At 69.3% G+C, this 22,285-nt stretch carries 20 protein-coding genes and 1 pseudogene; 15 read left to right on the top strand and 6 right to left on the bottom strand.

What is annotated here, in order from left to right; translation table 11 throughout:
* Positions 1–21 precede the first annotated feature (21 nt).
* Positions 22–1,203, top strand: coding sequence for a thiolase family protein (locus tag JWS14_RS09595; protein ID WP_206013019.1), 1,182 nt, complete (start codon positions 22–24; stop codon positions 1,201–1,203).
* A gap of 204 nt (positions 1,204–1,407) precedes the next feature.
* Positions 1,408–1,512: pseudogene (locus JWS14_RS09590) on the top strand (acyl-CoA dehydrogenase family protein); the annotation flags it as partial.
* Here JWS14_RS09590 and JWS14_RS09585 read toward each other — a convergent pair.
* A complete protein-coding gene (locus tag JWS14_RS09585; protein WP_072940263.1) occupies positions 1,493–2,974 on the bottom strand; it encodes a flavin-containing monooxygenase in 1,482 nt (493 codons plus the stop codon). The pseudogene JWS14_RS09590 and the gene JWS14_RS09585 overlap by 20 nt on opposite strands.
* Positions 2,971–3,906, bottom strand: coding sequence for a patatin-like phospholipase family protein (locus tag JWS14_RS09580; protein WP_206013018.1), 936 nt, complete (start codon positions 3,904–3,906; stop codon positions 2,971–2,973). The genes JWS14_RS09585 and JWS14_RS09580 overlap by 4 nt, the downstream gene beginning before the upstream one ends.
* 83 nt (positions 3,907–3,989) lie before the next feature.
* Between JWS14_RS09580 and JWS14_RS09575 the strand changes: the two genes are divergently transcribed.
* Positions 3,990–4,595, top strand: coding sequence for a TetR/AcrR family transcriptional regulator (locus JWS14_RS09575; protein ID WP_072940269.1), 606 nt, complete (start codon positions 3,990–3,992; stop codon positions 4,593–4,595).
* A 5-nt stretch (positions 4,596–4,600) separates the two neighbouring features.
* Here the strand turns inward: JWS14_RS09575 and JWS14_RS09570 are convergent, their stop codons facing one another.
* The 3 genes from JWS14_RS09570 to JWS14_RS09560 all read right to left on the bottom strand — a co-directional run bounded on the left by JWS14_RS09570 (position 4,601) and on the right by JWS14_RS09560 (position 8,161).
* Complete coding sequence (locus JWS14_RS09570; protein ID WP_206013017.1) at positions 4,601–5,623, bottom strand: magnesium transporter CorA family protein; 1,023 nt, start codon at positions 5,621–5,623, stop codon at positions 4,601–4,603.
* A 37-nt stretch (positions 5,624–5,660) separates the two neighbouring features.
* Positions 5,661–6,863 carry an FAD-dependent monooxygenase gene (locus JWS14_RS09565; RefSeq protein ID WP_206013016.1) on the bottom strand — a complete coding sequence of 401 codons (1,203 nt, stop codon included), beginning with the start codon at positions 6,861–6,863 and terminating at the stop codon, positions 5,661–5,663.
* Between the two features lie 68 nt (positions 6,864–6,931).
* A complete protein-coding gene (locus JWS14_RS09560; RefSeq protein WP_206013015.1) occupies positions 6,932–8,161 on the bottom strand; it encodes an MFS transporter in 1,230 nt (409 codons plus the stop codon).
* 48 nt (positions 8,162–8,209) lie between these two features.
* On the opposite strand from JWS14_RS09560, the gene JWS14_RS09555 reads away from it, so the two are divergent.
* From JWS14_RS09555 to JWS14_RS09540, 4 genes are all read left to right on the top strand, one after another.
* Positions 8,210–9,016, top strand: coding sequence for an IclR family transcriptional regulator (locus JWS14_RS09555; RefSeq protein WP_206013014.1), 807 nt, complete (start codon positions 8,210–8,212; stop codon positions 9,014–9,016).
* 64 nt (positions 9,017–9,080) lie between these two features.
* Complete coding sequence (locus tag JWS14_RS09550; RefSeq protein WP_095862614.1) at positions 9,081–10,160, top strand: cupin domain-containing protein; 1,080 nt, start codon at positions 9,081–9,083, stop codon at positions 10,158–10,160.
* A gap of 6 nt (positions 10,161–10,166) precedes the next feature.
* Entirely contained in the window at positions 10,167–10,994 is an 828-nt protein-coding gene (locus JWS14_RS09545; protein WP_206013013.1) for a fumarylacetoacetate hydrolase family protein, read from the top strand.
* A gap of 11 nt (positions 10,995–11,005) precedes the next feature.
* Positions 11,006–11,719, top strand: coding sequence for a maleylpyruvate isomerase family mycothiol-dependent enzyme (locus tag JWS14_RS09540; protein WP_206013012.1), 714 nt, complete (start codon positions 11,006–11,008; stop codon positions 11,717–11,719).
* A gap of 3 nt (positions 11,720–11,722) precedes the next feature.
* Here the strand turns inward: JWS14_RS09540 and JWS14_RS09535 are convergent, their stop codons facing one another.
* Complete coding sequence (locus JWS14_RS09535; RefSeq protein ID WP_206013011.1) at positions 11,723–12,415, bottom strand: SDR family NAD(P)-dependent oxidoreductase; 693 nt, start codon at positions 12,413–12,415, stop codon at positions 11,723–11,725.
* 134 nt (positions 12,416–12,549) lie between these two features.
* Between JWS14_RS09535 and JWS14_RS09530 the strand changes: the two genes are divergently transcribed.
* From JWS14_RS09530 to JWS14_RS09495, 8 genes are all read left to right on the top strand, one after another.
* Entirely contained in the window at positions 12,550–13,443 is an 894-nt protein-coding gene (locus tag JWS14_RS09530; RefSeq protein ID WP_206013010.1) for a LysR family transcriptional regulator, read from the top strand.
* Positions 13,444–13,595: 152 nt separating this feature from the next.
* Positions 13,596–14,960 (top strand): MFS transporter, encoded by a 1,365-nt coding sequence (locus JWS14_RS09525; protein WP_072940297.1) that lies wholly within the window; start codon positions 13,596–13,598, stop codon positions 14,958–14,960.
* Positions 14,961–14,984: 24 nt separating this feature from the next.
* Positions 14,985–15,887 (top strand): shikimate dehydrogenase, encoded by a 903-nt coding sequence (locus JWS14_RS09520; RefSeq protein ID WP_206013009.1) that lies wholly within the window; start codon positions 14,985–14,987, stop codon positions 15,885–15,887.
* Complete coding sequence (locus JWS14_RS09515) at positions 15,884–17,833, top strand: oxidoreductase (protein ID WP_206013008.1); 1,950 nt, start codon at positions 15,884–15,886, stop codon at positions 17,831–17,833. The genes JWS14_RS09520 and JWS14_RS09515 overlap by 4 nt, the downstream gene beginning before the upstream one ends.
* The gene (locus JWS14_RS09510; RefSeq protein WP_206013007.1) at positions 17,830–18,627 is read left to right on the top strand and encodes an aldo/keto reductase; all 798 of its coding nucleotides are present in this window, start codon (positions 17,830–17,832) and stop codon (positions 18,625–18,627) included. Before JWS14_RS09515 ends, JWS14_RS09510 begins: the two co-directional genes overlap by 4 nt.
* Positions 18,627–19,718, top strand: coding sequence for a Gfo/Idh/MocA family protein (locus JWS14_RS09505; RefSeq protein WP_206013006.1), 1,092 nt, complete (start codon positions 18,627–18,629; stop codon positions 19,716–19,718). Before JWS14_RS09510 ends, JWS14_RS09505 begins: the two co-directional genes overlap by 1 nt.
* Positions 19,715–21,439: an FAD-dependent oxidoreductase gene (locus tag JWS14_RS09500; protein ID WP_206013005.1), complete on the top strand. Its 1,725-nt coding sequence runs from the start codon at positions 19,715–19,717 to the stop codon at positions 21,437–21,439. Before JWS14_RS09505 ends, JWS14_RS09500 begins: the two co-directional genes overlap by 4 nt.
* Positions 21,436–22,263, top strand: a complete 828-nt coding sequence (locus tag JWS14_RS09495) for a sugar phosphate isomerase/epimerase family protein (RefSeq protein ID WP_206013004.1) — start codon at positions 21,436–21,438, stop codon at positions 22,261–22,263. Before JWS14_RS09500 ends, JWS14_RS09495 begins: the two co-directional genes overlap by 4 nt.
* Positions 22,264–22,285 lie beyond the last annotated feature (22 nt).

Below are 22,285 nucleotides of genomic sequence, written 5' to 3'. Positions count from 1 at the left end.
AGAGAGACGGAAGGGCACGTCATGAATTCTCCCGAACCGATCGTCGTAGTCGACGGCGCGAGGACCCCGATCGGCAGCTTCGGTGGTGCGTTCAAGGACGTGCCCGCCCACGAACTGGGTGCCACCGCCGTCAAGGCGGCACTGGAGCGTGCCGGGGTGCCGGGTGCGGACATCGACGAGGTGGTGATGGGCTGCATCGGTCAGGTCGGGCCGGACGCCTACAACGCCCGCCGCGTCGCCTTGGCCGCCGGACTTCCGGAGAAGACGCCGGCGTATACCGTCAACCGGTTGTGCGGGTCCGGTCTGCAGGCGGTGTGGTCGGCGGCGCAGCAGATGCGGTGGGGTGGGGTGAACTTCGCCCTCGCCGGCGGCGACGAGAGCATGTCGCGGATGCCGTTCTACGACTTCTCCGCCCGCTCCGGCTACAAGCTCGGCGACCGCACACTTGTCGACGGCACCGTCGCGATTCTGACCGACCCGTTCGGTGGCGTGCACATGGGCCGCACCGCCGAGGCCGTGGCCCGCACGTACGACGTCAGCCGGGAGCAGCAGGACGAGTTCGCCGTCGAATCCCAGCGCCGCGCCGCCACCGACGCCGCGCGGGCGGCGTTCGCGGAGGAGATCACCCCGGTGCAGATCGGGGGCCGGCGTCCCAAGACGGTCGACGTCGACGAGCATCCCAAGCCCGACACCACCCTCGAAACCCTGGCGAAGCTGCGGCCGGCGTTCGAGGAGGGCGGGTCGGTGACCGCCGGCAACGCGTCAGGGATCAACGACGGCGCCGCGGCGCTGGTGCTGGCCACCGAGTCCGCCGCCCGGGAGAAGGGCCTGACCGGGCTGGTGACGCTGGAGGCGGTCGCGACGGCGGCGATGGACCCCGCGCTGATGGGATACGCCCCCGTGCTGGCGTTGCAGAATCTGTTCGAGCAGACCGGCACCACCCCCGGTGATATCGACGTGATCGAGTTGAACGAGGCGTTCGCGTCGCAGGCGGTCGCGGTGATCCGGGACGCGAAGCTCAGCCCGGAGAAGACCAACCCGTACGGTGGGGCGATCGCGCTGGGTCACCCGGTCGGGGCGACCGGGGCGATCCTGAGCCTGCGCCTGGCGAAGGATCTGGTGCGCCGCGACCTCGAACTCGGCATCGTCACCATGTGCATCGGCGGCGGCCAGGCCCTCGCCGCACTCTTCAAGCGCATCTGACCCCGCATGTGAGTGGCAAAGCGTGCCCGCACACGCTTTGCCACTCACGTCAGGTGATGCGGTCCGGGTGGGTGTAGATATTCATGGTGGTGCCACCGCGATCCGGGACGGCGACGACTACATCGCCAACGGGTCGAAGTCGAATCTGCTCGGCGAGGAGGGGCAGGGCTTCGGGCAGCTCTGGATCACTGCATCGAGGTGCACTTGCGTGAGTACCTGATCGCCCGGATGTACGAGGACGCCCGCATCCAGAAGATCTACGCGGGCGCCAACGAGGTGATGAAGGGAATTATCGCGAAGTCGCTGTAGCCGTCGCCGGCTCACGCGACACGTCGTACGCCGCCTCGTCGAACCGGCCGAGTCGCTGCCGCATGCGGTCGGTCGACCACGGCCAGTTGAAGCTGTTGCGGCCGTTGACGTCGAGGAAGTAGCTCTGGCAGCCACCGGCGTTGTAGACGGTGGTGGCCAGGGCTTCCTGGACCTGGGCGTTGAACGCGTCCTGCACGTCCCGGCGCGGTTCCATCCTGGTCCATCCGTTGCTTCGGGCCGCGGTGACGGCCTGGATCAGGTATTCGAGTTGTGCCTCGAGGATCATGAACGCCGACGTGTGGCCGGTGCCCAGGGCCGGTCCGAGGAGGACGAACGCATTGGGGAAGCCCGCGACGGTCGTGCCGAGGTACGCCTGCGGGCTGCCCTTCCAGTGGTCGTCGAGGCTGCGGCCCTCGCCGTCGAACACCTTGGACCCGATGGGCATGTCGAGGATGTGGAAGCCGGTGCCGAAGATGATGGCGTCCACTTCCCGTTCGGCGCCGTCGCTGCCGACGACGACGTTGCCGCGCACCGACTGCACGGCGGTGGCGTGCACCTCGACGTTGGGGCGGGTGAGTGCGGGGTAGTACGTGTTGGACAGCAGCAGCCGCTTGCATCCGAGCGTGTAGTCGGGCGTCAACGCCTTGCGCAGCTTCGGATCCCGCACCTGGGTACGCAGTTGCGCCTTGCCGACCTGCTGGATCACCCGCAGGATCCACGGGTGCCGGAAGCCGAGCCCGAGAGATTCCATGATCGCGTACTCGAGGCGTCGCAACGCGCGGATCGCGCCCGGTACGCGGCGCAGGATCGTGCGCTCGACGCCGGGCAGGGAGTGGTCGGGTTTCGGCAGCACCCATTGCGCGGTCCGCTGATACAGATGGAGTTCCCCGACCTTCGGCTGGATGGCCGGGACGAATTGCACCGCGGACGCACCGGTTCCGACGACCGCCACGCGTTTGCCTGCGAGGTCGTAGTCGTGATTCCAGCGGGAGGAATGGAAGACCTCGCCGGTGAATGTGTCGAGACCGGGAATCGCGGGAACGAGCGGTTCGTTCCACGGCCCGGCGGCGGCGATGACGGCGTTCGCGGTGAACGTGCCCGCGGACGTGTCCACCGTCCAGCGCCTCGTCTGCTCGCTCCACTCGGCGCGCTGCATCTCGGTTCCGAACTTCACGTGGGCGGGTACCCCGTGATCGGTGGCGGTGCGCTCGATGTACCGGCGGATCTCCTCCTGCCCGGCGAACAACCGCGACCACTCCCGGTTCGGTGCGAACGAATAGGAGTACAGGGCCGAGGGGACGTCGCATGCGCAGCCCGGGTAGGTGTTGTCGCGCCACGTCCCGCCCAGCGCGTCCCCTTTCTCGAGAACGGCGAAGTTGTCGATCCCGCTCTGCTTCAGGCGGATGGCGGCCCCGATGCCGGAGATCCCGGCACCGACGATGAGGATGTCGTAGTGGTTCATGCGCGGACTCCGTTCGCGAGCTGGGCTCGGGTGGTGACGAGGGAATGTTCGAGGGTGGCGAGCCGGCGCCGGCCGTCCATGAAGTTCGGGCCCATGACGGCGAGGTCCTCGGCGGTCGCGTCGAGCCGGAGCACCCGCGTACCGGCCGCCTCCAGCCTCGCGACTTCGGCGTCCAGGCCCGCACTCATCCAGTTCCGCAGCATCCGGCGTTCGATGCGGGCCGCCCGGCGGCCGGGGATGCGGCCGGTCGATGCCATCGGTGCCAGCACGATCACCTCGTCGAGTGCGAGGGGGAGCGCGAGGTCGGCGGATGCGGTGGACGCCGCCCCGCCGTCGACGAACCGGCGGGGCCCGATGGGGACCGGGGGAAACCAGCCGGGAATCGCCCACGACGCCCGCAGCGCTTCGGACAGGGTCGCGGCCGGTGCGCCGGGTGAGCCGAATGCGACGCGTTCGCCCGTGTCGTAGTCCATGCTCAGCAGCCATGTCGCCGGGTGGCGAACCCAGCCGGGCGCGCCCGTGAACCGCTGTGCGAGCCGGTCGAGCCAGGCGGTGTCGCCGCGGCCGCGGGGAAGGAGTCCGCTCGCGGCGGTGACGGGCGGCAGTCCGCGGCGCAGCAGGCCGGGCGAACCGAGGCCCGGCGCCGGGAGCGGCGGGAACCGTCCCGGTGCGGCGGCGAGATGCCCGTCGAGCGCCGGATGCGTGGCCCCACCGAGTTGCATCGCGAGCAGTTCGTCGACGCCGGCGCCGCCGCCCAGCATGGTGACGAGTTCGGCGCCCGCGGACGTGCCCACGAGCACGTCGGCGTCGCGTGGATCCCATCCCAGGGCGTCGCTCACGGCGACCAGGGCCGCCACCGTCCAGGCTGCGCCGAGCGTGCCGCCGCAACCGAGCACCAGCCCGCGGCTGATTTGTGTGTCACTCGAAGTCATACCTAGAAAGCTATCAGAAACCAGATACCGGTGGTATATGAAAAGTAGAATATTCTCGCAGGGGCTTCGGAGAAAGGGTGAGCATGGCGCGATTGACCAGGTCGGAGAGTCAGGCGCGGACGCGGGCGCATCTCGTCGCGACCGCGCGCGACCTCTTCCTCGCCGACGGGTACGCGGCCACCTCACTCGAGAAAGTCGCCGACGAGGCCGGCTACTCCAAGGGCGCGGTGTACTCCAACTTCAAGAACAAGAAGGAACTGTGCCTCGAGGTGCTCGGGCTCATCCACGCCACCAAGGGGCAGGAGATCGCGGAGGCGCTCGGCGGCGGCGAGACGATGGAGGAGCGACTCGAGGCGTTCCAGGCCTGGGCGGAGAAGACGCTCGGCGACGTCGGATGGACCATGCTGGAATTCGAACTGATCGTGCTGTCCCGTCACGACCCCGAACTCCGCGACGCCCTCACCGCCACCCTCGGTGTCGCGCGGGAGATCACGGTCACGCTGCTGAAATCGTTCACCGACTCACTCGGGGTCGTCCTGCCCGTGCCCGCGCAGGACGCGGCCAGCAGCATCCTCAGTCTCGGTGTCGGACTGGGCATTCAGCGCGCCATCGATCCCACCATCTCGGCCAGGGTGGTCACCGACAACCTCCGGGTGCTGCTGGCCGTGTCGCAGCCGAGCGAACTCTAGATCCGTCAGAGCCAGTCGCGCCGTCGGAACAAGACATACAGCAGGCTCGCGGACGTCACGATCACGACGGTGCTGACGATCGTCCCCGACACCTGCCCGACCCCAGGGAACAGGACGTTCTGACCGAACCACCCCGTCACCGCGGTGGGGACCGCGATGATGGCCGCCCAGCCGGTGAGCTTCTTCATGACGGTGTTGAGCCGGGCGTCCTGCAGCGACAGATTCGTCTCGAACACGGTCACCACCATGTCACGCAACGACTCCGTCCACTCGGCCGCACGCGTCACGTGGTCGTAGAGGTCGGTGTACAAGCTGTCGAGAACCGGCGACCGATCGTGTTCGGATTCGGCGCGCCCCCGGATGACGGCGCCCACCACCTCCCGCATCGGCAGCACGACGCGACGCAGTTGCACCAATTCCTTCCGCAACCGGTACGTGCGCTGCTGAATCTCCTTGGTCCGCGCGGACTCGTCGAACAGTCCCTCCTCGAGCGCTTCGATCGCGTCGTCGATCGTCTCGATCGTCTCGAACTGGCCGTCCACGACGGCGTCGAGCAGGCCGTGCAGGAGCGCGAGTGCACCCGAACCCGGTGTGAGCAACGCGGGGTCCTCCTCCCAGCGCTCCACCACCTGCGACATGTCGAACCGGTCGTCCCGCCGCACCGTGATGATCCCGTTCGACAGTACGAACGCCGAGACGCGGCTGAGCCGAAGCCGTGAGTCGAGGACGCCGAGCGTGCTGACGTCGTCGGCGTCGAACCAGGTTGCGTACGCGGTCACGAATGCGTGGCCGGCGTAACGCGTCGCCTTCGGTCGCTCACCGCGGGCGACGGCATCCTCGATGGCGTTCGGATCGAGGAGCAATTCGTTCGCCAGCTCGGTCAGGCACTCGTGGTCGGGGTCGCACAGATCGACCCACACGAGCGCGTTCTCGTCCCGCACCTTCTCGGACACGTCGGCAAGCGGAAAATCCTTGTTCACGCACTCGCCATCACGCCACACACGGGTTCTCACCAGGTTGAGGGTCACTCACCCAGTCTGCCGAACCCTCCGGGCGGGGAGGTGATTATGACGTGCGATCGGACGAGTAACCCCACAGCCAGTCGGTGTACTTGTAGCTCGACGTGTCCCGGGAGCGGAACAGTTCGTTGCGTGCGATGCGGGCGGTGCCGCCGAGGTGCCACAACTCGCCCCACATGCGTCCGGTGGTGAGGATGCGATTGCAGCGCGGTGCGCGTTCGGTGTTGACCTCCTTCAGGATCTGCGGCCACGCGGAGTTGCCACCACCGGCGGAGAAGTCCTCGTCGGCATAGTCGGCCAGGCACTTCGCGTCCTCGATCGCCATCACCGCTCCCGACGCCAGGTACTGCAGCGGGGGGTGCGCGGCGTCGCCGAGCAGGATCATCCGCCCGTCCACCCAGTTCTCGATGGGCTCCCGGTCGTACATCGGCCACCAGCGGTCCTTCCACAGGTAGTCGATACCGCGGCGGACGTTCTCGTGGCAGTGCGCATAGGCCTGCTCGAGTTCCTCGGGGCCGCCCCAGTTCTCGACCCCGTTCTTGTAGCCGGGCGATTCGAACACCGCGACCTGGTTGAGCATCTGCCCGCCGCGCAGCGGGTACTGGATGAAGTGGCATCCCGGTCCGATGTACCCGACCACGTCCTCGATGTCCTCGTCGAGGTCGACCTCGTCGTACGGCGTGGTGCCGCGGTAGGCGGCGTAGCCGGACGACACCGGTTCGTCGTCCGAGATCTTCGCCCGCAGGCGGGATTTGAGGCCGTCCATGCCGAGGGCGATGTCGGCCTCGTGGGTGCGGCCGTCGTCGGTGCTCACGTGCACCCGGTCGCCGTCGGTGACCACGTCGGAGACGGTGACGCCCGTGTGCAGTTCGGCGCCCGCCGCCCGCGCGGCGTCGACGAGCGTCGCGTGCAGGTCGCTGCGGTGGGTCACGAAGTACGGTCCGCCGTAGCGGGCCCGGAACTCCGCTCCGAGGTCGATCTTGGTGAGCACCTCGGCGGTCACGGCGTCGCGGAACACGATGTTCTTGGGCAGGAAGGCTCGGGAGAGAACGTCGTCGAGCACGCCCCAGGAGGCGAGGATGCGGGCGCCGTGCGGCCCGACCTGCAGTCCGGCACCGACCTCCCCGAATTCGGTGGCCCGTTCGAACAGGGTGACGTTCGCGCCCTTCCTGGCGAGGGCGAGGGCGTTGGCCGCGCCGCCGATCCCGCCTCCGGCGATGATGATGCGTGCGTCCTGCAGGTTCGACATGACAGTTCCTTCGTTTCGAGCGTTCGGGGCAGGTGAGTGGCAAAGCGTGCCGGGGCACACGGCGGCACTCACGTGGGGGAGGGGAAGCGGCGCCAGATCACGGTGAGCAGCAGTGCGGCGACGAGGGCGCTGACGCCGAAGAGGATGAAGTTGGAATCCGCGCCGAGCCCGGCGGCCAGCAGCAAGCCGCCGATCTGCGGTGCCGCGACGGCCCCGACACGGCCGACGCCGAGCGCCCAGCCGAGGGCCGTGCCGCGCAGATAATCCGGATAGTGGGATGCGACCGCCGCGATGACGAGGCACTGGGTCCCGTGGGTCCCGACGCCGGCGAGCACGAAGATGACGTAGATCAGCGCGACCGGCGGGCTCGTCAGCAACGACAGCAGCGCGAGGCCCGCGAGGAGCGCGGCGACGATGCTGGTGGGGATCGTGCCGAACCGGACGCCGCCCCAGGCGGTGACGAACGAGCCCGCGACGGCGCCGAGGTTGAGCGCGAGGGCGAACGTGAGCGCGCTGCCGAGGTCGGTGCCCTCGCCCTGCATGAGTTTGGGCAGCCACGTGCCGAGGCCGTACCACGCGAGCAGGGTGACCATCGTGGCGAGCGCGAACATGATGCTGACGGAACGGAATCGGGTACCGAGCAGTGCGCTGAAGCCCGTGGCCGGCCGCACCTCCGTCGACGTCACCGCCGCAGTGTGGTCGGGCAGCGTCTTCCACGCGATCGGCACCAGCAGGATCAGTGGGACGAGCGCGAACGCGAACATCGGCTGCCAGCCCCAGTTCGGGATGACGGGGATGCCGAGCAGTGCCGCGATCGAGCCGCCGATGGGAACCCCGGACATCATCATCGTGGCCACCGCGGCGCGCCACCTCGCGGGGACCAGTTCTGCGGCAAGCGCATTGGACGTCGGAACCAGGCCGCCCAGGCCGAGCCCGGCGATCAGACGCAACGCGCCGAACATGACGGGTCCGGTCGCCAGCGCGCACAGCGCGGTGAACACGGACAGGACGATCGCGCAGCCGATCACCGCCCGCTTGCGTCCCACGACGTCGGAGAGGCGGCCCGCGAGCACGGCGCCGATCATCATCCCGAGGAACGCGAGACTGCCGAGAGTGCCCGCGGTCGCGGCGCTGATGCCCCATTCGTTCTGGAGGCTCGGGATGACGTTGCCGTAGACGATGAGGTCGTAGCCGTCGAAGACCACGAAGAGCCAGCAGACGACGACGGCGATCGTGGCGGTGCGGTCCAGTCCGACGCGGTTCGTCGTCGGCGCCGCGGTGGTGGCGGTGAGGGGCATGAATCGAGGGTGATGCGGCGCACAGCACCCGTGCAATAAAGTTCTGCTGTGCAGAAAAAGAAGACCATCGAGAAGCCGGCGTACATGTTGGAGTCCGTCGACAACGCGCTGCGCCTGCTGCAGATGCTGCGCGACGTCGGAGCGCTGCGGATCAAGGACGCCGCCGAGGAACTCGGCATCGCACCGTCGACAGCGCACCGGCTGATGGCGATGCTGGTGTACCGGGGGTTCGCCGTTCAGGACGAGAAACGCCGGTACCACCCCGGGGCGGCGATGGGGGCCGGCCCGGCACAGCGGGGGTGGACCCGAGAATTCAACGACCTCTGCCGGCCCCACATGGAGGCGCTCGCGATCCTGTGCGGCGAGACCGTCAACCTCGTGATCCGCGTCGGCACCCAGGCCCGCTTCCTGTCGTCCGCCGAGTCGGCGGGAATCTTGCGGGTCGGCGACCGCCAGGGGCAGGTCCTCGATGCGGAATTAACTGCAGGAGGACGGATTTTGCTGGCGGAGCTACCGAGGGACACCCTCGCGCAGCTGTACCTGCGGCCCGCGGATCTGGCCGACGACGAACGCGAGTGGGGCGACCGCCGTCTGCCTGCCGACGAGTTCGAGCAGTTCTACCGGGAACTGTCCGCCGCCCGCGCCGTCGGGTTCGCCGTCAACGTGCAGCAGACCGAGGAAGGCGTCGCCGCATTCGGTGTCGCCATCCGGAACCGGGCCCGAACCGCCGTCGGAGCGCTGACCGTGGCCGTGCCGATCACCCGCTTCCGTCAGCACTCGCAGGGCCCGCTGGTGTCGCAGATCAAGAACGCGATCCGCGAACTCGAGGTGGACATCGCGGACCTCGAACCCTGACCGATGATTCTGCACACAAGAATTTTGTATCGACGGGGCGGCAGGCACTCCTAGCGTCGATGACATGACCGCTACCGAACCGCACGTCGACGACGACCCGGAGCTGAAGCAGCTCTACCAAGATTTCGAGAGCGAACACCTGAATCCGTTGTGGACTCAGCTCGGTGATCTGATGCCGATGACGCCGACGTCGCGGGCGGTGCCGTTCGTGTGGAAGTGGTCGACGCTGTACCCGTTGGCGCAGCGGGCCGGGGATCTGGTGCCGGTCGGCCGGGGCGGGGAGCGGCGGGCGATCGCCCTGGCCAACCCCGGTTTGGGCGGGGTTCCGTACGTGACGCCGACGCTGTGGGCGGCGATCCAGTACCTGGGCCCGAAGGAGGTGGCCCCCGAGCACCGGCACGCGCAGAACGCATTCCGCTTCGTCGTCGAGGGCGAGGGGGTGTGGACGGTCGTCAACGGGGACCCGGTCGCGATGCGACGCGGCGACTTCCTGCTCACCCCGGGCTGGCATTTCCACGGCCACCACAACGAGACCGATCAGCCGATGGCCTGGATCGACGGCCTCGACATCCCGTTCGTGCACTACACCGACACCGGGTTCTTCGAATTCGGGTCCGAGAACGTCACCGACGATTCCACCCCGGACGTGTCCCGCTCGGAGCGGTTGTGGGCGCATCCGGGACTGCGACCGCTGGTCGGGTTGGACGCGAAGACGTCGTCGCCGATCGCGGCGTACCGGTGGGAGCACACCGACGCGGCGCTGCGCGAGCAGCTGGCACTCGAGGACGAGGGCTACGCGGCGACCACCGAACCCGGTCACGCCGCGGTCCGTTACACCAACCCGACCACCGGCGGCGACGTGATGCCCACCATCCGGGCCGAGTTCCACCGCCTGCGGGCCGGCGCCCGCACCAGGCCCCGCCGCGACGTCGGATCGACCGTCTACCAGGTGTTCGAGGGGTCCGGCCGGTTCGTCCTCGGCGGGCAGACCCGCACCGTCGGCAAGGGCGACATGGTGGTGGTCCCGTCCTGGACGGAGTGGTCGATCGAGGCCGGCACCGAGTTCGACCTGTTCGCGTTCTCCGACGCCCCGATCGTCGAGCGCCTGCACTTTCATCGCACGTACATTTCCGAAGGAGCCTGAAATCTCATGAAGCTTGCCACCCTGCGCCGCGCCGGTGCGACCGTCGCCGTCCGTGTCGATTCCGACACCGCCGCCACCGTCATCGACGGCTACCCGGATCTGTCCGTGCTGTTGAACGACCCGGACTGGAAAACGGTCGCGGAGAACGCGTCCGGGGACACCGTGAATCTCGACGGCGCGGATTACGCGCCGGTGGTGCCGAATCCGGGGAAGATCATCTGCGTCGGGTTGAACTACGCCAACCACATCCAGGAGATGGGCCGGGAGCTGCCCGAGTTCCCGACCCTGTTCGCGAAGTTTCGGGAGGCGCTGACCGGCCCGTACGACGACGTGATCGTCCCGTCGTATGCCGCCGCCCAGTTGGACTGGGAGGGTGAGTTGGCGTTCGTCGTCGGCAAGCAGGCGTACCAGGTGTCCGAGTCGGACGCCGAGCAGTACATCGCCGGGTATTCGGTGATGAACGATTACACGATGCGCGACTACCAGTACCGCACGCTGCAGTGGGATCAGGGCAAGACGTTCGAGAAGACCAGCGGCTTCGGGCCGTTCCTGACGACCACCGACTCCTACACGTTCGGCGGCGCCCTGGTCACCACGCTCGACGGGCAGGTGGTGCAGACCACCACCACGGATGATCTGGTGTTCACCCCGGCGAAGCTGGTGGAGTACATCTCGCACATCGTGACGCTGCAGCCCGGTGATGTGGTGATCACCGGAACCCCGGGCGGGGTCGGGCACGCCCGCAAGCCCGGTCTCTACATTCAGGACGGGCAGACCGTCGAGGTCACCATCGACGGCCTCGGTTCGGTGCGTAACAAGACGATCGTCAAGTAAGGACGCACCCAGTGGGTTTCCACGACCTTCCCCTGGCCGAGCGGCTGCTGGTCGCGCGCCGCGGCACGGCGTATTTCGCGCAGCGTCTCGCCGAGCTGACCGATGAGCAACTGTACGAGCCGACGGCGCTGTCCGGGTGGTCGCGTGCGCACCTGGTGGCGCACGTCGGCTACAACGCGGCCGCGTTGTGCCGGCTGCTGGAGTGGGCGGCCACCGGGATCGAATCCCCGATGTATGCGTCGCCGGAGCAGCGGGGGCGGGAGATCGCCGAGGGCGCCACCCTGTCGGCGGCGGCGTTGCGGAACCTGTTCGACCACACCGTCGCCCGCCTCGACGAGAAGTGGCGGAACCTGCCGGTGGCGGCGTGGGAGGCGCAGGTGCGGACCGCGCAGGGCCGTACGGTGCCGGTGTCGGAGACGGCGTGGATGCGTACCCGGGAGGTGTGGATCCATGCCGTGGACCTGGGGAACGGTGGCCGGTTCGGCGACTTTCCCGACGTCGTGCTGGAGTCGCTGCTCACCGACATCGTCGGCATGTGGCGTCGCAAGGACCTCGGCGCGGGCCTCGTGCTCACGGTCGACGGCTGTGAACTGGTTGCGGTACAGCCGGATTCGCCGACAGCCGACAAGGTGTCCGGTCCCCTCGCCGCGGTCGTGCGGTGGGCCGCCGGCCGCGGCGCGGTCGGACTCGGCGCGGACATCCCCGAGCCGCCGCACTGGTTGTGAGCGCTAGTACGACGCCCGGCCACCGCTGGCGTCGTAGACGGCGCCGGTCGAGAAGCTGAGCGCCTCCGAGCACAGCCATGCGACGAGTTCGGCGATCTCCTCGGGCCGTCCCATCCGGGCCATCGGGGTGAGGCTCTGCGAGCGCGCGAGGATCGCCGGGTCGGTGCCGGCGTTCATCGGGCTCTCCACCGCCGCCGGGGCGACCACATTGGCGAGGACGCCGGTCGTCGCGACCTCCTTGCCGAGCGATTTCGTCAACGCGATCACCGCTGCCTTGGACGCCGAGTAGGCGCTCTGCCCGGGATTACCATCCTTGGCCGCGATGCTCGCCATGTTCACGACCCGTCCCCAGCCGGCGTCGGTCATGGCGGGCACGAACGCGCGGCACACGAGGAACGTCCCCTCGACGTTGATGCGGAACGTGCGGCGCCAGTCCTCGAGTTCGACGTCGACCAGTGGCGCCGACGGTCCCACAACACCGGCGCTGTTGACGAGGATGTCGACGCGGCCGAGGCGTGCGGCGAGGTTCTCGACGGCGTCGGCATCGGTGACGTCGAGGCGCTCGTCGGCCCCGGCGGCGACGTCCGCGGTGACGACGCGGACCCCGCCGCCGGCGAGGCGTTCCGCGCACGCCGCACCGATTCCGCTCGCGCCGCCGGTGACGAGCGCGGTCGCGCCCTCGGGATACGTGACCATGGTGGTTTCTCCTCGCGACTGTGTGCGCATTAGTCTTGTTCTATGTGCGAAATCGGAATGATCTATTTCGCACTGTGTACGAATTGGAATATATGGGCTGAGCCACACTCGTCAAACTCGCCGAAGGGAATCCGATGGAGATTCGCTGGCTGCAGGCGTTCGTCGCCGTCGCCGAAGAACTGCATTTCGGCCGGGCCGCCGCGCGACTCCAGATGGCGCAGTCGCCGCTGAGTCAGACGGTGCGCAAACTCGAGAAGGACATCGGCGTGCCGCTGTTCGAGCGGAGCACCCGCAGCGTCGCGCTCACGTCGGCGGGCCACACGTTCCTGCCACACGCCTACCGCATTCTCGAGAGCGTCGACATCGCGCGTCAGGCCACCCGCGCGTCCGCCGGGGGCGTGTACGGCCGCATCAAGATCGGCTTCACCGGTGTGCTCAACCATCTGTCTCTGCCGCCGCTCACCCGCGCGCTCCGGCAACGCTACCCCGACATCGAACTCACCCTCGTCGGGCGAATCATGACCCGCGACGCCATCACCCAACTGGACAGTGGCGCACTCGATCTCGCGTTCGTCGGGCTTCCCGTCGAGACGGCATCGGTGTCGACGCGGCTGATCCGCCGGGAGCCGTTCGGTGCTGTGCTGCCCGCGGATCACCCGCTCGCGTCGGAGCCGGAGATCGACCTGCGCGACCTCGCCGAGGACGGGTTCGTGACGACGCCGCTGTCGGCCGGTTCGGCGTTGCAGGAGGTGGCGATGCGCGCCTGCGTCGATGCGGGGTTCCGTCCCCGCGTCGTTCAGGAGATCACCGACCCGTACATGATCCTGATGCTGGTGGCGACGGGTGTCGGCGTGGCGCTGATGACGTCGGGCATCGCCGCGATCACGCCCCCGGGCACGGTGTTCGTTCCCCTCACCGGCGAGCCCATCTACATGAACCACGGCCTCGCCTGGTCGCCCCGTCGTGTCTCCGACGCGCTCCGGGTGGCGCTCGCAGTGTCGGAGGAGATCCTGCCGACTCCCGATTAGGACGTTTTCAATCTATATCTAAGACTTTTTTTGCGCTGGACTGCGCATAGTCCGCCATGACACGCTCGTCACGGTCCGGAACTTCGTGTGAGGTGAGTCACCTCCGAAGAACGCCTCGCGGCGACACCGGATCCTGGGACGAAAGGAACACCATGGCAAGCACGTCTACACGCGACACCGGGGGACAACCGAACGAGAACGCCCGCCGGGCCGCCGTCTCGGGATTCCTCGGCAGCACGCTCGAGTACTACGACTTCTTCATCTACGGGTCCGCGGCAGCGCTCGTCTTCCCGAAGATCTTCTTCCCTGGCGGAGGAGCGACGGCGACGTTGCTGTCGATCGGCACGCTCGGCGTCGCGTACATCGCGCGTCCGCTCGGCGCCGTGCTGTGGGGGCACCTCGGCGATCGATACGGCCGCAAGAATTCCCTGCTGGCCTGCCTGCTCCTCATGGGCATCGCGACGGTCGTCGTCGGCTGCCTTCCCACGTACGAGCAGATCGGAATGGCCGCGCCCATCATCCTGGTGCTCCTGCGGTTGCTGCAGGGCCTGTCCGCGGGCGGAGAATCTCCCGGATCTTCCGCGTTGACCCTCGAGCACGCGCCCGACGGTCGCCGCGCATTCTTCACCTCCTTCACCATGAGCGGCATCATGTTCGGCATCGTCATCTCGAGTCTGGTGTTCATTCCCGTGGCGGCCCTGCCGGACGACGCGCTCTACTCGTGGGGCTGGCGGGTGCCGTTCCTGCTGAGCATCGTCGTGACGGGCGTCGCGGTCTGGCTGCGTCGCAAGCTCGACGAGCCGGAAGTCTTCGAGGAGCTGAAGGAACAGGACGACACGGCAGGCATTCCCGTCGTCGAGATGTTCCGCTCGCACTGGCGCACCGTGATTCGCATCAGCCTCAGCGCGACGTTCGCGATGATCAACACGATCGTCAACGTCTTCGCGCTGGCGTACGCCGTGCAGGTCGCCGGGCTCGAACGCTCCACCATGCTGTGGGCCATCGCCACCGCCAATTTCGTCGCGGTGCTCACCCAGCCGCTGTTCGGCATCCTCGCCGACCGGATCGGCCGCAAGCCGGTGTTCGTGACGGGCGCCGTCGGCGCCGCAGGCATGGTGTTCGTGTTCTTCCACGCCATCGGAACCGGCAGTGCGCCCATGGTGTTCGCGGCCGGCATCGTCCTGATCGGCCTGTTCTACGCGATGCCCAACGGCGTGTACCCCGCGTACTTCCCCGAACAGTTTCCCGCCAAGGTCCGGTACACCGGAATGGCCGTGAGCCTCATGCTCGGACTGCTGGTCGCCGGTTTCACCCCGGCCATCGCGCAGTGGCTGTCGGCGGGCGACACTGCGAACTGGACCCCGGTCGCCTGGATGTGCCTGGGCTTCGCCCTGCTGTCCTCGGCCGCCGCGCTCACCGGTCCCGAGACCTACCGCACCCCCACCGAGCAGTTGGGCGAACCCGACGCGACGACGGCCGGCACGCGGGAGCAGGCGCTCGTCCGCAACGACGCCTGACCGACACCTCTGCAGGAGACCTTCATGCACCCCGAATCCACCCGGCACCGGATCCGCCTCGTCGGGGCAGGGATCGCCACGTCCCTGTCCCCGGCGCTGCACGAACACGAGGCCGCCGCGCTCGGCCTCACCGACTACCGCTACGACCTGATCGACGTCGCCGTTGAGGGCATCCCCGTCGACAGGTCCGGCGACACACTGCGGCGTGCCGTCGCGGCAGGCTGCACCGGGTTCAACATCACCCACCCGTGCAAGCAGGCGATCGTCGAATCCCTCGACGAATTGTCCGACAACGCACGACTTCTCGGTGCCGTCAACACCGTCGTCGTCCGCGACGGCCGCCTGATCGGGCACAACACCGACCACAGCGGATTCCTCTCGGCGCTGCGCCGCGGACTGCCCGACGCCGCGCTCGGACGCGTCGTTCTCGCCGGCGCCGGCGGTGCCGGTTCGGCCGTCGCCTACGCGCTCGCCGCCGCCGGGGTGCGGGACCTGCGGATCGCCGACGTCGACCCGTCCCGTGCCGCGGACGTCTGCGCCCGCCTCGAGGCCGCGTTCCCGCAGACGACGGTCACGACCATCGGACTCGACGCGATCGAAGCGAACCTGGCGCACTGCGACGGCGTCGTCAACGCGTCCCCGATCGGCATGGTCGGATATCCGGGAACGCCGTTCGACACCGGCGCGCTCCATCCCGGGCTGTGGGTCGCCGACATCGTCTACCGCCCGCTGCGCACCGAACTCGTTCTGGCGGCAACCGCTCTCGGCTGCGCAGTCCTCGACGGCGGCCAGATGCTCGTCGCGCAGGCGGCCGACACGTTCGCCCTCCTCACCGGCGTCACCCCCGACCCCGAGCGCATGCGACGCCACCTCGGCGACCTGCTCGCCGAGCAGTCCGCCCCGACCGTCCTGGAGGAGTCCCGATGACCGCGCACCCGTTCGCCGCGCCCCTCGACCTGGGCAACGTGCGACTGCGCAACCGCTTCGTGTCGGCCCCGATGGAACGCAACTACTGCGAGGTCGACGGCACGATGACCGACGAGTACATCGCGTATCTCGAACGCCGCGCGGCGGGCGGCGCGGCTCTCGTGTTCACCGAGGCCAGCTACGTGCGCGCCGACGGCAAGGGCCGCATCCGGCAGATGGGCGTCGACGTCGACGAACGCCTCCCGGGCATCGCGAAGCTGGCCGACGCGATCCATGCGCAGGGCGCGCTGGTGGGTGTCGAACTCAACCACGGCGGCCGCACCGCGCAGGGCGCCGTCAGCGGATTCGTCCCCGTCGCACCGTCACCGATCCCGTGCGCGGTGGTCGGCGGTGACATGCCCGAGCAACTCGACGGCGACGACATCGAGCACATCGTCGAATGCTTCGGCGAGGCCGCCGCGCGCTGTCAGCAAGCCGGAATCGACGTCATCTCGTTGCACGGCGGGCACGGCTACCTCATCCACCAATTCCTCTCACCGGCGTACAACCACCGCGACGACGAGTGGGCCGACCCGACGCTGTTCGTCAACCGCGTCATCGACGCCGTCCGCACCATGGCCCCGGGTATCGCTCTCGGACTGCGGTTCTCGGCGTTCGAGGCGATCGACGGCGGACTCGATGCCGAGACGACGCGCGCCCGCATCGACGCGATCGACACCGACCGCCTCGACTTCCTCGACGTCTCCGCCGGCAACTACGAATCCGGGCAGTGGATCATCCAGCCCGGTGAGTGGCCGCGCGGCCTCCTCGCCCCCTACTCCCGGCAGTACACGCGGGACTTCGACATCCCGGTCGGCGTCGCGGGCCGGATCAGCTCACCCGAGATCGCCGCGCAGATCATCGAATCCGGGCAGGCCGACTTCGTCAGCATGGCCCGCACGCTGCACGCCGACCCCGACTTCCCGAACCGCGCGCTGGACGGCGGCCGGTACCGGCCGTGCATCGCCTGCAACTACTGCATCGACAGCCTCGCCGCCGGACCCGTCCCGTGCTCGGTCAACCCGTGGGTGGGCCGCGAACTCGAGCAGCCGTCGACGCCGGCGGACGTGCCCGTGCGCGTCGCGGTGGTCGGGGCCGGACCGTCCGGCATGGCGGCCGCCCGCGACCTCGCCCTCGCCGGGCACCGCGTGGACCTCTACGACGAACGCGGCAGCCTCGGTGGGGATTTCGCGCTGGCGTCCCGGCTCCACGAGTACCCCGAGTATTCGCGGATCGTCGAGTGGTACCTCGCCGAACTCACCGACCTCGACGTCACCTGCCACCCCGGCACGCGGGTCGACGCCGCCGCACTGGCCGGCCTGGATTTCGACGCCATCGTGCTCGCGACCGGCGGCCGCGGACCCGCGGTCGACCTCCCCGGGGCCGGCACCCGCAGGGTCCGCGACGTCCGGGAGTTCCTGGCATCCGGTGACCCTGCCCCCGAGGCGATCACGATCTTCGGCGCCGACCGGGAAGCGGCCGCGGTCGCCGACGACCTGCTCCAGCACGGCACGACGGTCGTCATGATCGGCCCGCAGGAGGCCATCGCCCACGACGTCGGCCGGCGCGGAAAGATCGTGCTGCTGCCGCGGCTCGCCGCGAGCGAGAACCTCACCACCCATCTGTCGTCGATCGTGACGCGGATCGAGGAAGACCGGGTGGTGATCTCGACCGGCGGCGAGGAGCGGGTGGTCGACGCTCCCGGTGAACTGCTGATCTCGCACGGCGTCGAGCCCCGCGCCGACCTGCTCGCCGCGCTGAGGGGGCTGGCACCCCGGCTCGGCGTCCACCCGGTCGGTGACGCGAGCGGTGACGGCGGCTCCATCCATGCCGCTCTGGTGACCGCGGCCGACGTCGCCGCGAAGATCACGGCGGCCGCCGAGGCCCGCGAGGTGGTCAGCGCATGATGGCGATCCCGCCCCTCGGTCTCGGGACCTGGCCGCTGACCGGTCCGGACGCCACCCGGGCCGTGCTGTCCGGCATCGAGGCGGGCTACCGGCTGATCGACACTGCCGCCATCTACGGGAACGAGGACGCCGTGGGCGCCGCCCTCGCGGAGTGCGGTCTGCCCCGCGACGAACTGTTCGTCACCACCAAACTGCGCGGGAGCGATCACGTGTCGGGTGACATCCGCGGTGCCGTCGAACGCAGCCTGAAGAGTCTCGGGCTCGATCGGCTCGACCTGTTCCTCATCCACTGGCCGCTGCCACGCCACGACACATACGTCGCGGCGTTCGAGGCGATGCTCGCCTGCCGGGACGCCGGGCTGGTGCGGCACGTGGGCGTCTCCAACTTCCTGGGCACGCACCTGCGCCGCGTCGTCGCCGAGACCGGAAAGGCCCCGGCCGTCAACCAGATTCAGATGGACCCCTCGCTCGCCCGGCTGCCCGTCCGCCGCGCGAACGACGAACTCGGGGTGTCCACGCAGTCGTGGAGTCCGCTCGGCCGCGGCGACGTGCTCGGCGCACCCGCGGTCACTGCGATCGCCGAACGCCTCGGCCACTCGCCCGCGCAGGTGGTCCTGGCCTGGCATCGCGCGCAGGGTGTCGTCCCGATCGTCCGGTCGGCCGATCCCGCACGTCAGGCCGAGAACCTGGCTGCCCTCGACGTCCGGCTCACGGCCGGGGACGTCGACGCCCTGAACCGTCTCGACCGCGGCGAAGCCGCGGCCCGGGACGTCGAAACCGAGGAGCACTTCTGATGGCACTACGAATCGGCATCGTCGGCTGCGGCAAGATCGCCGGCAACCACGCCCGGGCCTTGCAGCAGGTGCCCGGCGTCGAGGTCGTCGGGTGCTGCGACCCCGACCTGAAGCGGGCCCGGACATTCGCTGCGGCGCACGGCATCACGACGGCCGTCGGGTCGGTCGCGGAACTACTCGACCTCGGTCTCGACGCCTGCACCGTGTGCACGCCGCATCCCGTCCACGAGGAGGTCGTCGTCGCGGCCGCGCAGGCGGGCATTCACGTGCTGTGCGAGAAGCCGATCGCCGTCGACGTCGCCGCCGCCGACCGGATGATCGAGGCCGCCGACCGCGCGGGCATCACGTTCGGGGTGCTGTTCCAGCGCCGCTTCTGGCCCGCCGCCCGCCGCATCCGGGATGCGATCGACGACGGCCGGATCGGAGTTCCGGTACTCGGTGAGGCGTCGGTGATCCTGCACCGCCCGTCGTCCTACTACTCCGCCGACGCGTGGCGCGGACGGTGGGACACCGACGGCGGCGGTGTCCTCATGACGCAGGCCGTGCACCAGATCGACATGCTGCAGTGGTTCATGGGCGAGGCCGTCCAGGTGAGCGGCTTCATCCGCACCCACACGCACGGCGAGCACATCGAGACCGAGGACAGCGCGTCGGCGGTCGTGTCGTTCGCGTCGGGCGGCACCGCCACCGTCACCGCGACCACCGGCGCCAACCACAACCTCGGCAACCGGGTCACCGTGATCGGACAGACCGGTGCGGTCGCGAGCGTTCTCGAATTCCCGGAAGGGCAGGAGGGTGTCAACGAGATCTGGACCGTGCCGGGCGACACCGAGTTCCGGGCGCCCTTCACCTCTGACGTCCGCGCCAATCTCGACGTCACCGAGGTCAACGCCGGACTCGCCGATTTCCACACCCTCCAGGTGCAGGACTTCGCGGACGCCGTCCTGACCGGCCGGGCGCCTGCCGTCACCGGACGCGACGCCCGCGCCTCGCTCGCGATCGTCGCCGCCGTCTACGAGTCGTCCCGCACCGGCCGGGTCGTCGACCTCACGCCCGCCCCGGCCCCCGTCACCACCAAGGAGAACGCATGACCCCCGACCCTTCCACCCCGGCCTACGACGTCGTCGTCATCGGCTCCGGCGCGGGCGGCCTGTCCGCCGCCGTCGCCGCCGCCGACGGGGGAGCGTCCGTCCTCGTCGTCGAGAAGGCGGACACGTGCGGCGGCGCCACGGCGTGGTCGGGCGGGTGGATGTGGACGCCGCGGAATCTGTTCGCGCACGCGGACGGTGTCAACGAGGACCGCTCGGCGCCGCGCACGTATCTCGAACACCGGCTCGGCGAGAACTTCGACGCCGCCAAGGTGGACGCCCTGCTCGACGGCGCGCCCGAGATGGTGGAGTTCTTCGAGAAGAAGACGGCGCTGCAGTTCGTTCCGGGCGCGAAGATCGCCGACATCCACGGCGACACACCCGGTGCCGGAACGGGCCACCGCTCGGTCGGACCGAAGCCGGTGAGCCTGCGGAAACTCGGCCCCGACGTCGCGGCGCTCCTGCGTCGCCAGCTCTACGAGACGTCGTTCCTCGGCATGGGCATCATGGCCGGCCCGGACCTGCAGGCCTTCCTGCACTCGACGCGTTCGGCGAAGGCATTTCTCCACTGCACGAAACGGGTGTCCACGCACCTGCTCGACCTCGCCACCACACGCCGCGGCCAGCAGCTCGTCAACGGCACCGCGCTCGTCGGCAGGCTGTTGCGGTCGGCGCTCGACGCCGGCGTCGAGATCCGCGTGAGCACGGCGGCCACCGCACTGACCACCGACTCCGCGGGCAGCGTCACCGGTGTCCGGCTGGCGGGCCCGGACGGCGCCTACACCGTGCACGCCCGACGCGGCGTCGTCCTCGCGACCGGCGGCTTCAGTCGCGACGTCGACCGGCGCCGCGAACTGTTCCCCCGCACCCCCACCGGACGCGAGCACTGGACGCTGACCCCGTCCACGACCACCGGCGACGGCATCACGCTCGGCGAATCCGCGGGCGGCCGACTCGACGACTCGGTCGCCTCCCCGGTCGCGTACTGCCCGGTGTCGATCATCCGGTACCGCAACGGCAAGAAGGGCGTGTTCCCGCACATCCTCGACCGCGGAAAGCCCGGCGCCATCGGTGTTCTCGCGGACGGACGACGCTTCGTCAACGAGGGGCTCGGCTACCACGACTACACGCTCGCGATGGTCGAGCAGGTGCCCGACGGCGAGGAGGTGTGCTCCTGGCTGATCGCCGACCAGCGGTACCTGCGGTACTTCCCGCTCGGCATGGCCAAGCCGCTGCCGATCCCCACGTGGCCGTACCTGAAGTCGGGCTACCTCACCCGCGGCCGAACGGTCCGCGAACTGGCCGAGAAGATCGGCGTCGACCCGGACGGCCTGGAGAAGTCGGTCGCGGCATTCAACGAGGGCGCCCGCGACGGCGTCGACCCCGAATTCGGCCGTGGCACCACACCGTTCACCGTCGGGTCCGGAGACGCCGACAACCCCTGGCCCAACCCGGCCCTCGCACCGCTCGAGGAGGGCCCGTTCTACGCGGTCAAGGTGGTCCCCGGCAGCTTCGGCACATTCGCGGGCCTGGTCACCGATTCGACGTCCCGGGTGCTGAACGACGACGACCAGCCGATCGGCGGACTGTTCGCCGTCGGCGTCGACCAGTCCAGCGTCATGGGCGGTCACTACCCGTCCGGCGGCATCAACCTCGGCCCGGCCATGACCTTCGGCTACCTCACCGGTCGCCGCCTCGCCTCGGCGACAGGAGAACTGCGATGACCGCCCCACTCGGCCTTGCCGCGCTCACGGTGCTCGACACCGCGCCGCTCGAGCAGGTGGACCTCGCCGAGAAACACGGTTTCGACACGATCGGCATCCGGTTGCTGCCCGCCGCACCCGGCACCACCGCCTACCCGCTGCACGAGGACCCGGCCGCCCTCGACGCGCTGGTGCGCCGTCTCGAGGATTCGCCGATCGAGGTGTTTGACCTCGAAATCATCCGGCTGGGAGCTGATTTCGACGAGAAGGACTACGTTCCGCTTCTCGAGGCGGGCGCGCGGCTGGGCGCCAGGGCCGTGCTCGTCGGCGGCGACGACCGCGATCGCGCCCGGCTCACCGACTCGTACGCCCGGCTCGCGGCACTGTGCTCGAACTACGGCATCGTCGCGAGCCTCGAGTTCATGCCGTGGACGGCGGTACCCGACGCGACCGCCGCGGTCGAGATCGTGTCGCAGGCCGACGGCCCGGCGCGCAGCGTGCTGGTGGACGCCCTGCACGTCGGACGGTCGAGCACCACTGCGGCCGACCTCACGGCGATCCCGCGGGAGTGGCTGCACTACGCGCAGATGTGCGACGGCTCGGTGCCCGCGCCCACCGAGGACGCCGAACTGATCCGACAGGCGCGCGAAGAGCGACTCGTGCCCGGGGCGGGTGGCATCCCGCTCGCCGACATCTGGTCGACGTTGCCGGCAGACCTGCCGGTGAGCGTCGAACTCCCCAACGAGCCGCTCCGGCGGTCGGTCGGCACGGACGCGTGGCTCGCGCGGCTGGTCGCCGCCACCCGGGAGGTGCTCGAGCAGGTTCCGGCGGCCACCGGACGCTGATCGTCCGCGCTACCGTTCTTGC

Source organism: Rhodococcus koreensis (genome assembly GCF_017068375.1).
Lineage (GTDB): Bacteria > Actinomycetota > Actinomycetes > Mycobacteriales > Mycobacteriaceae > Rhodococcus_F > Rhodococcus_F koreensis.
The sequence above is the reverse complement of the archived record's forward strand: the minus strand, read 5'-3'. Positions and strand labels throughout refer to the sequence as shown.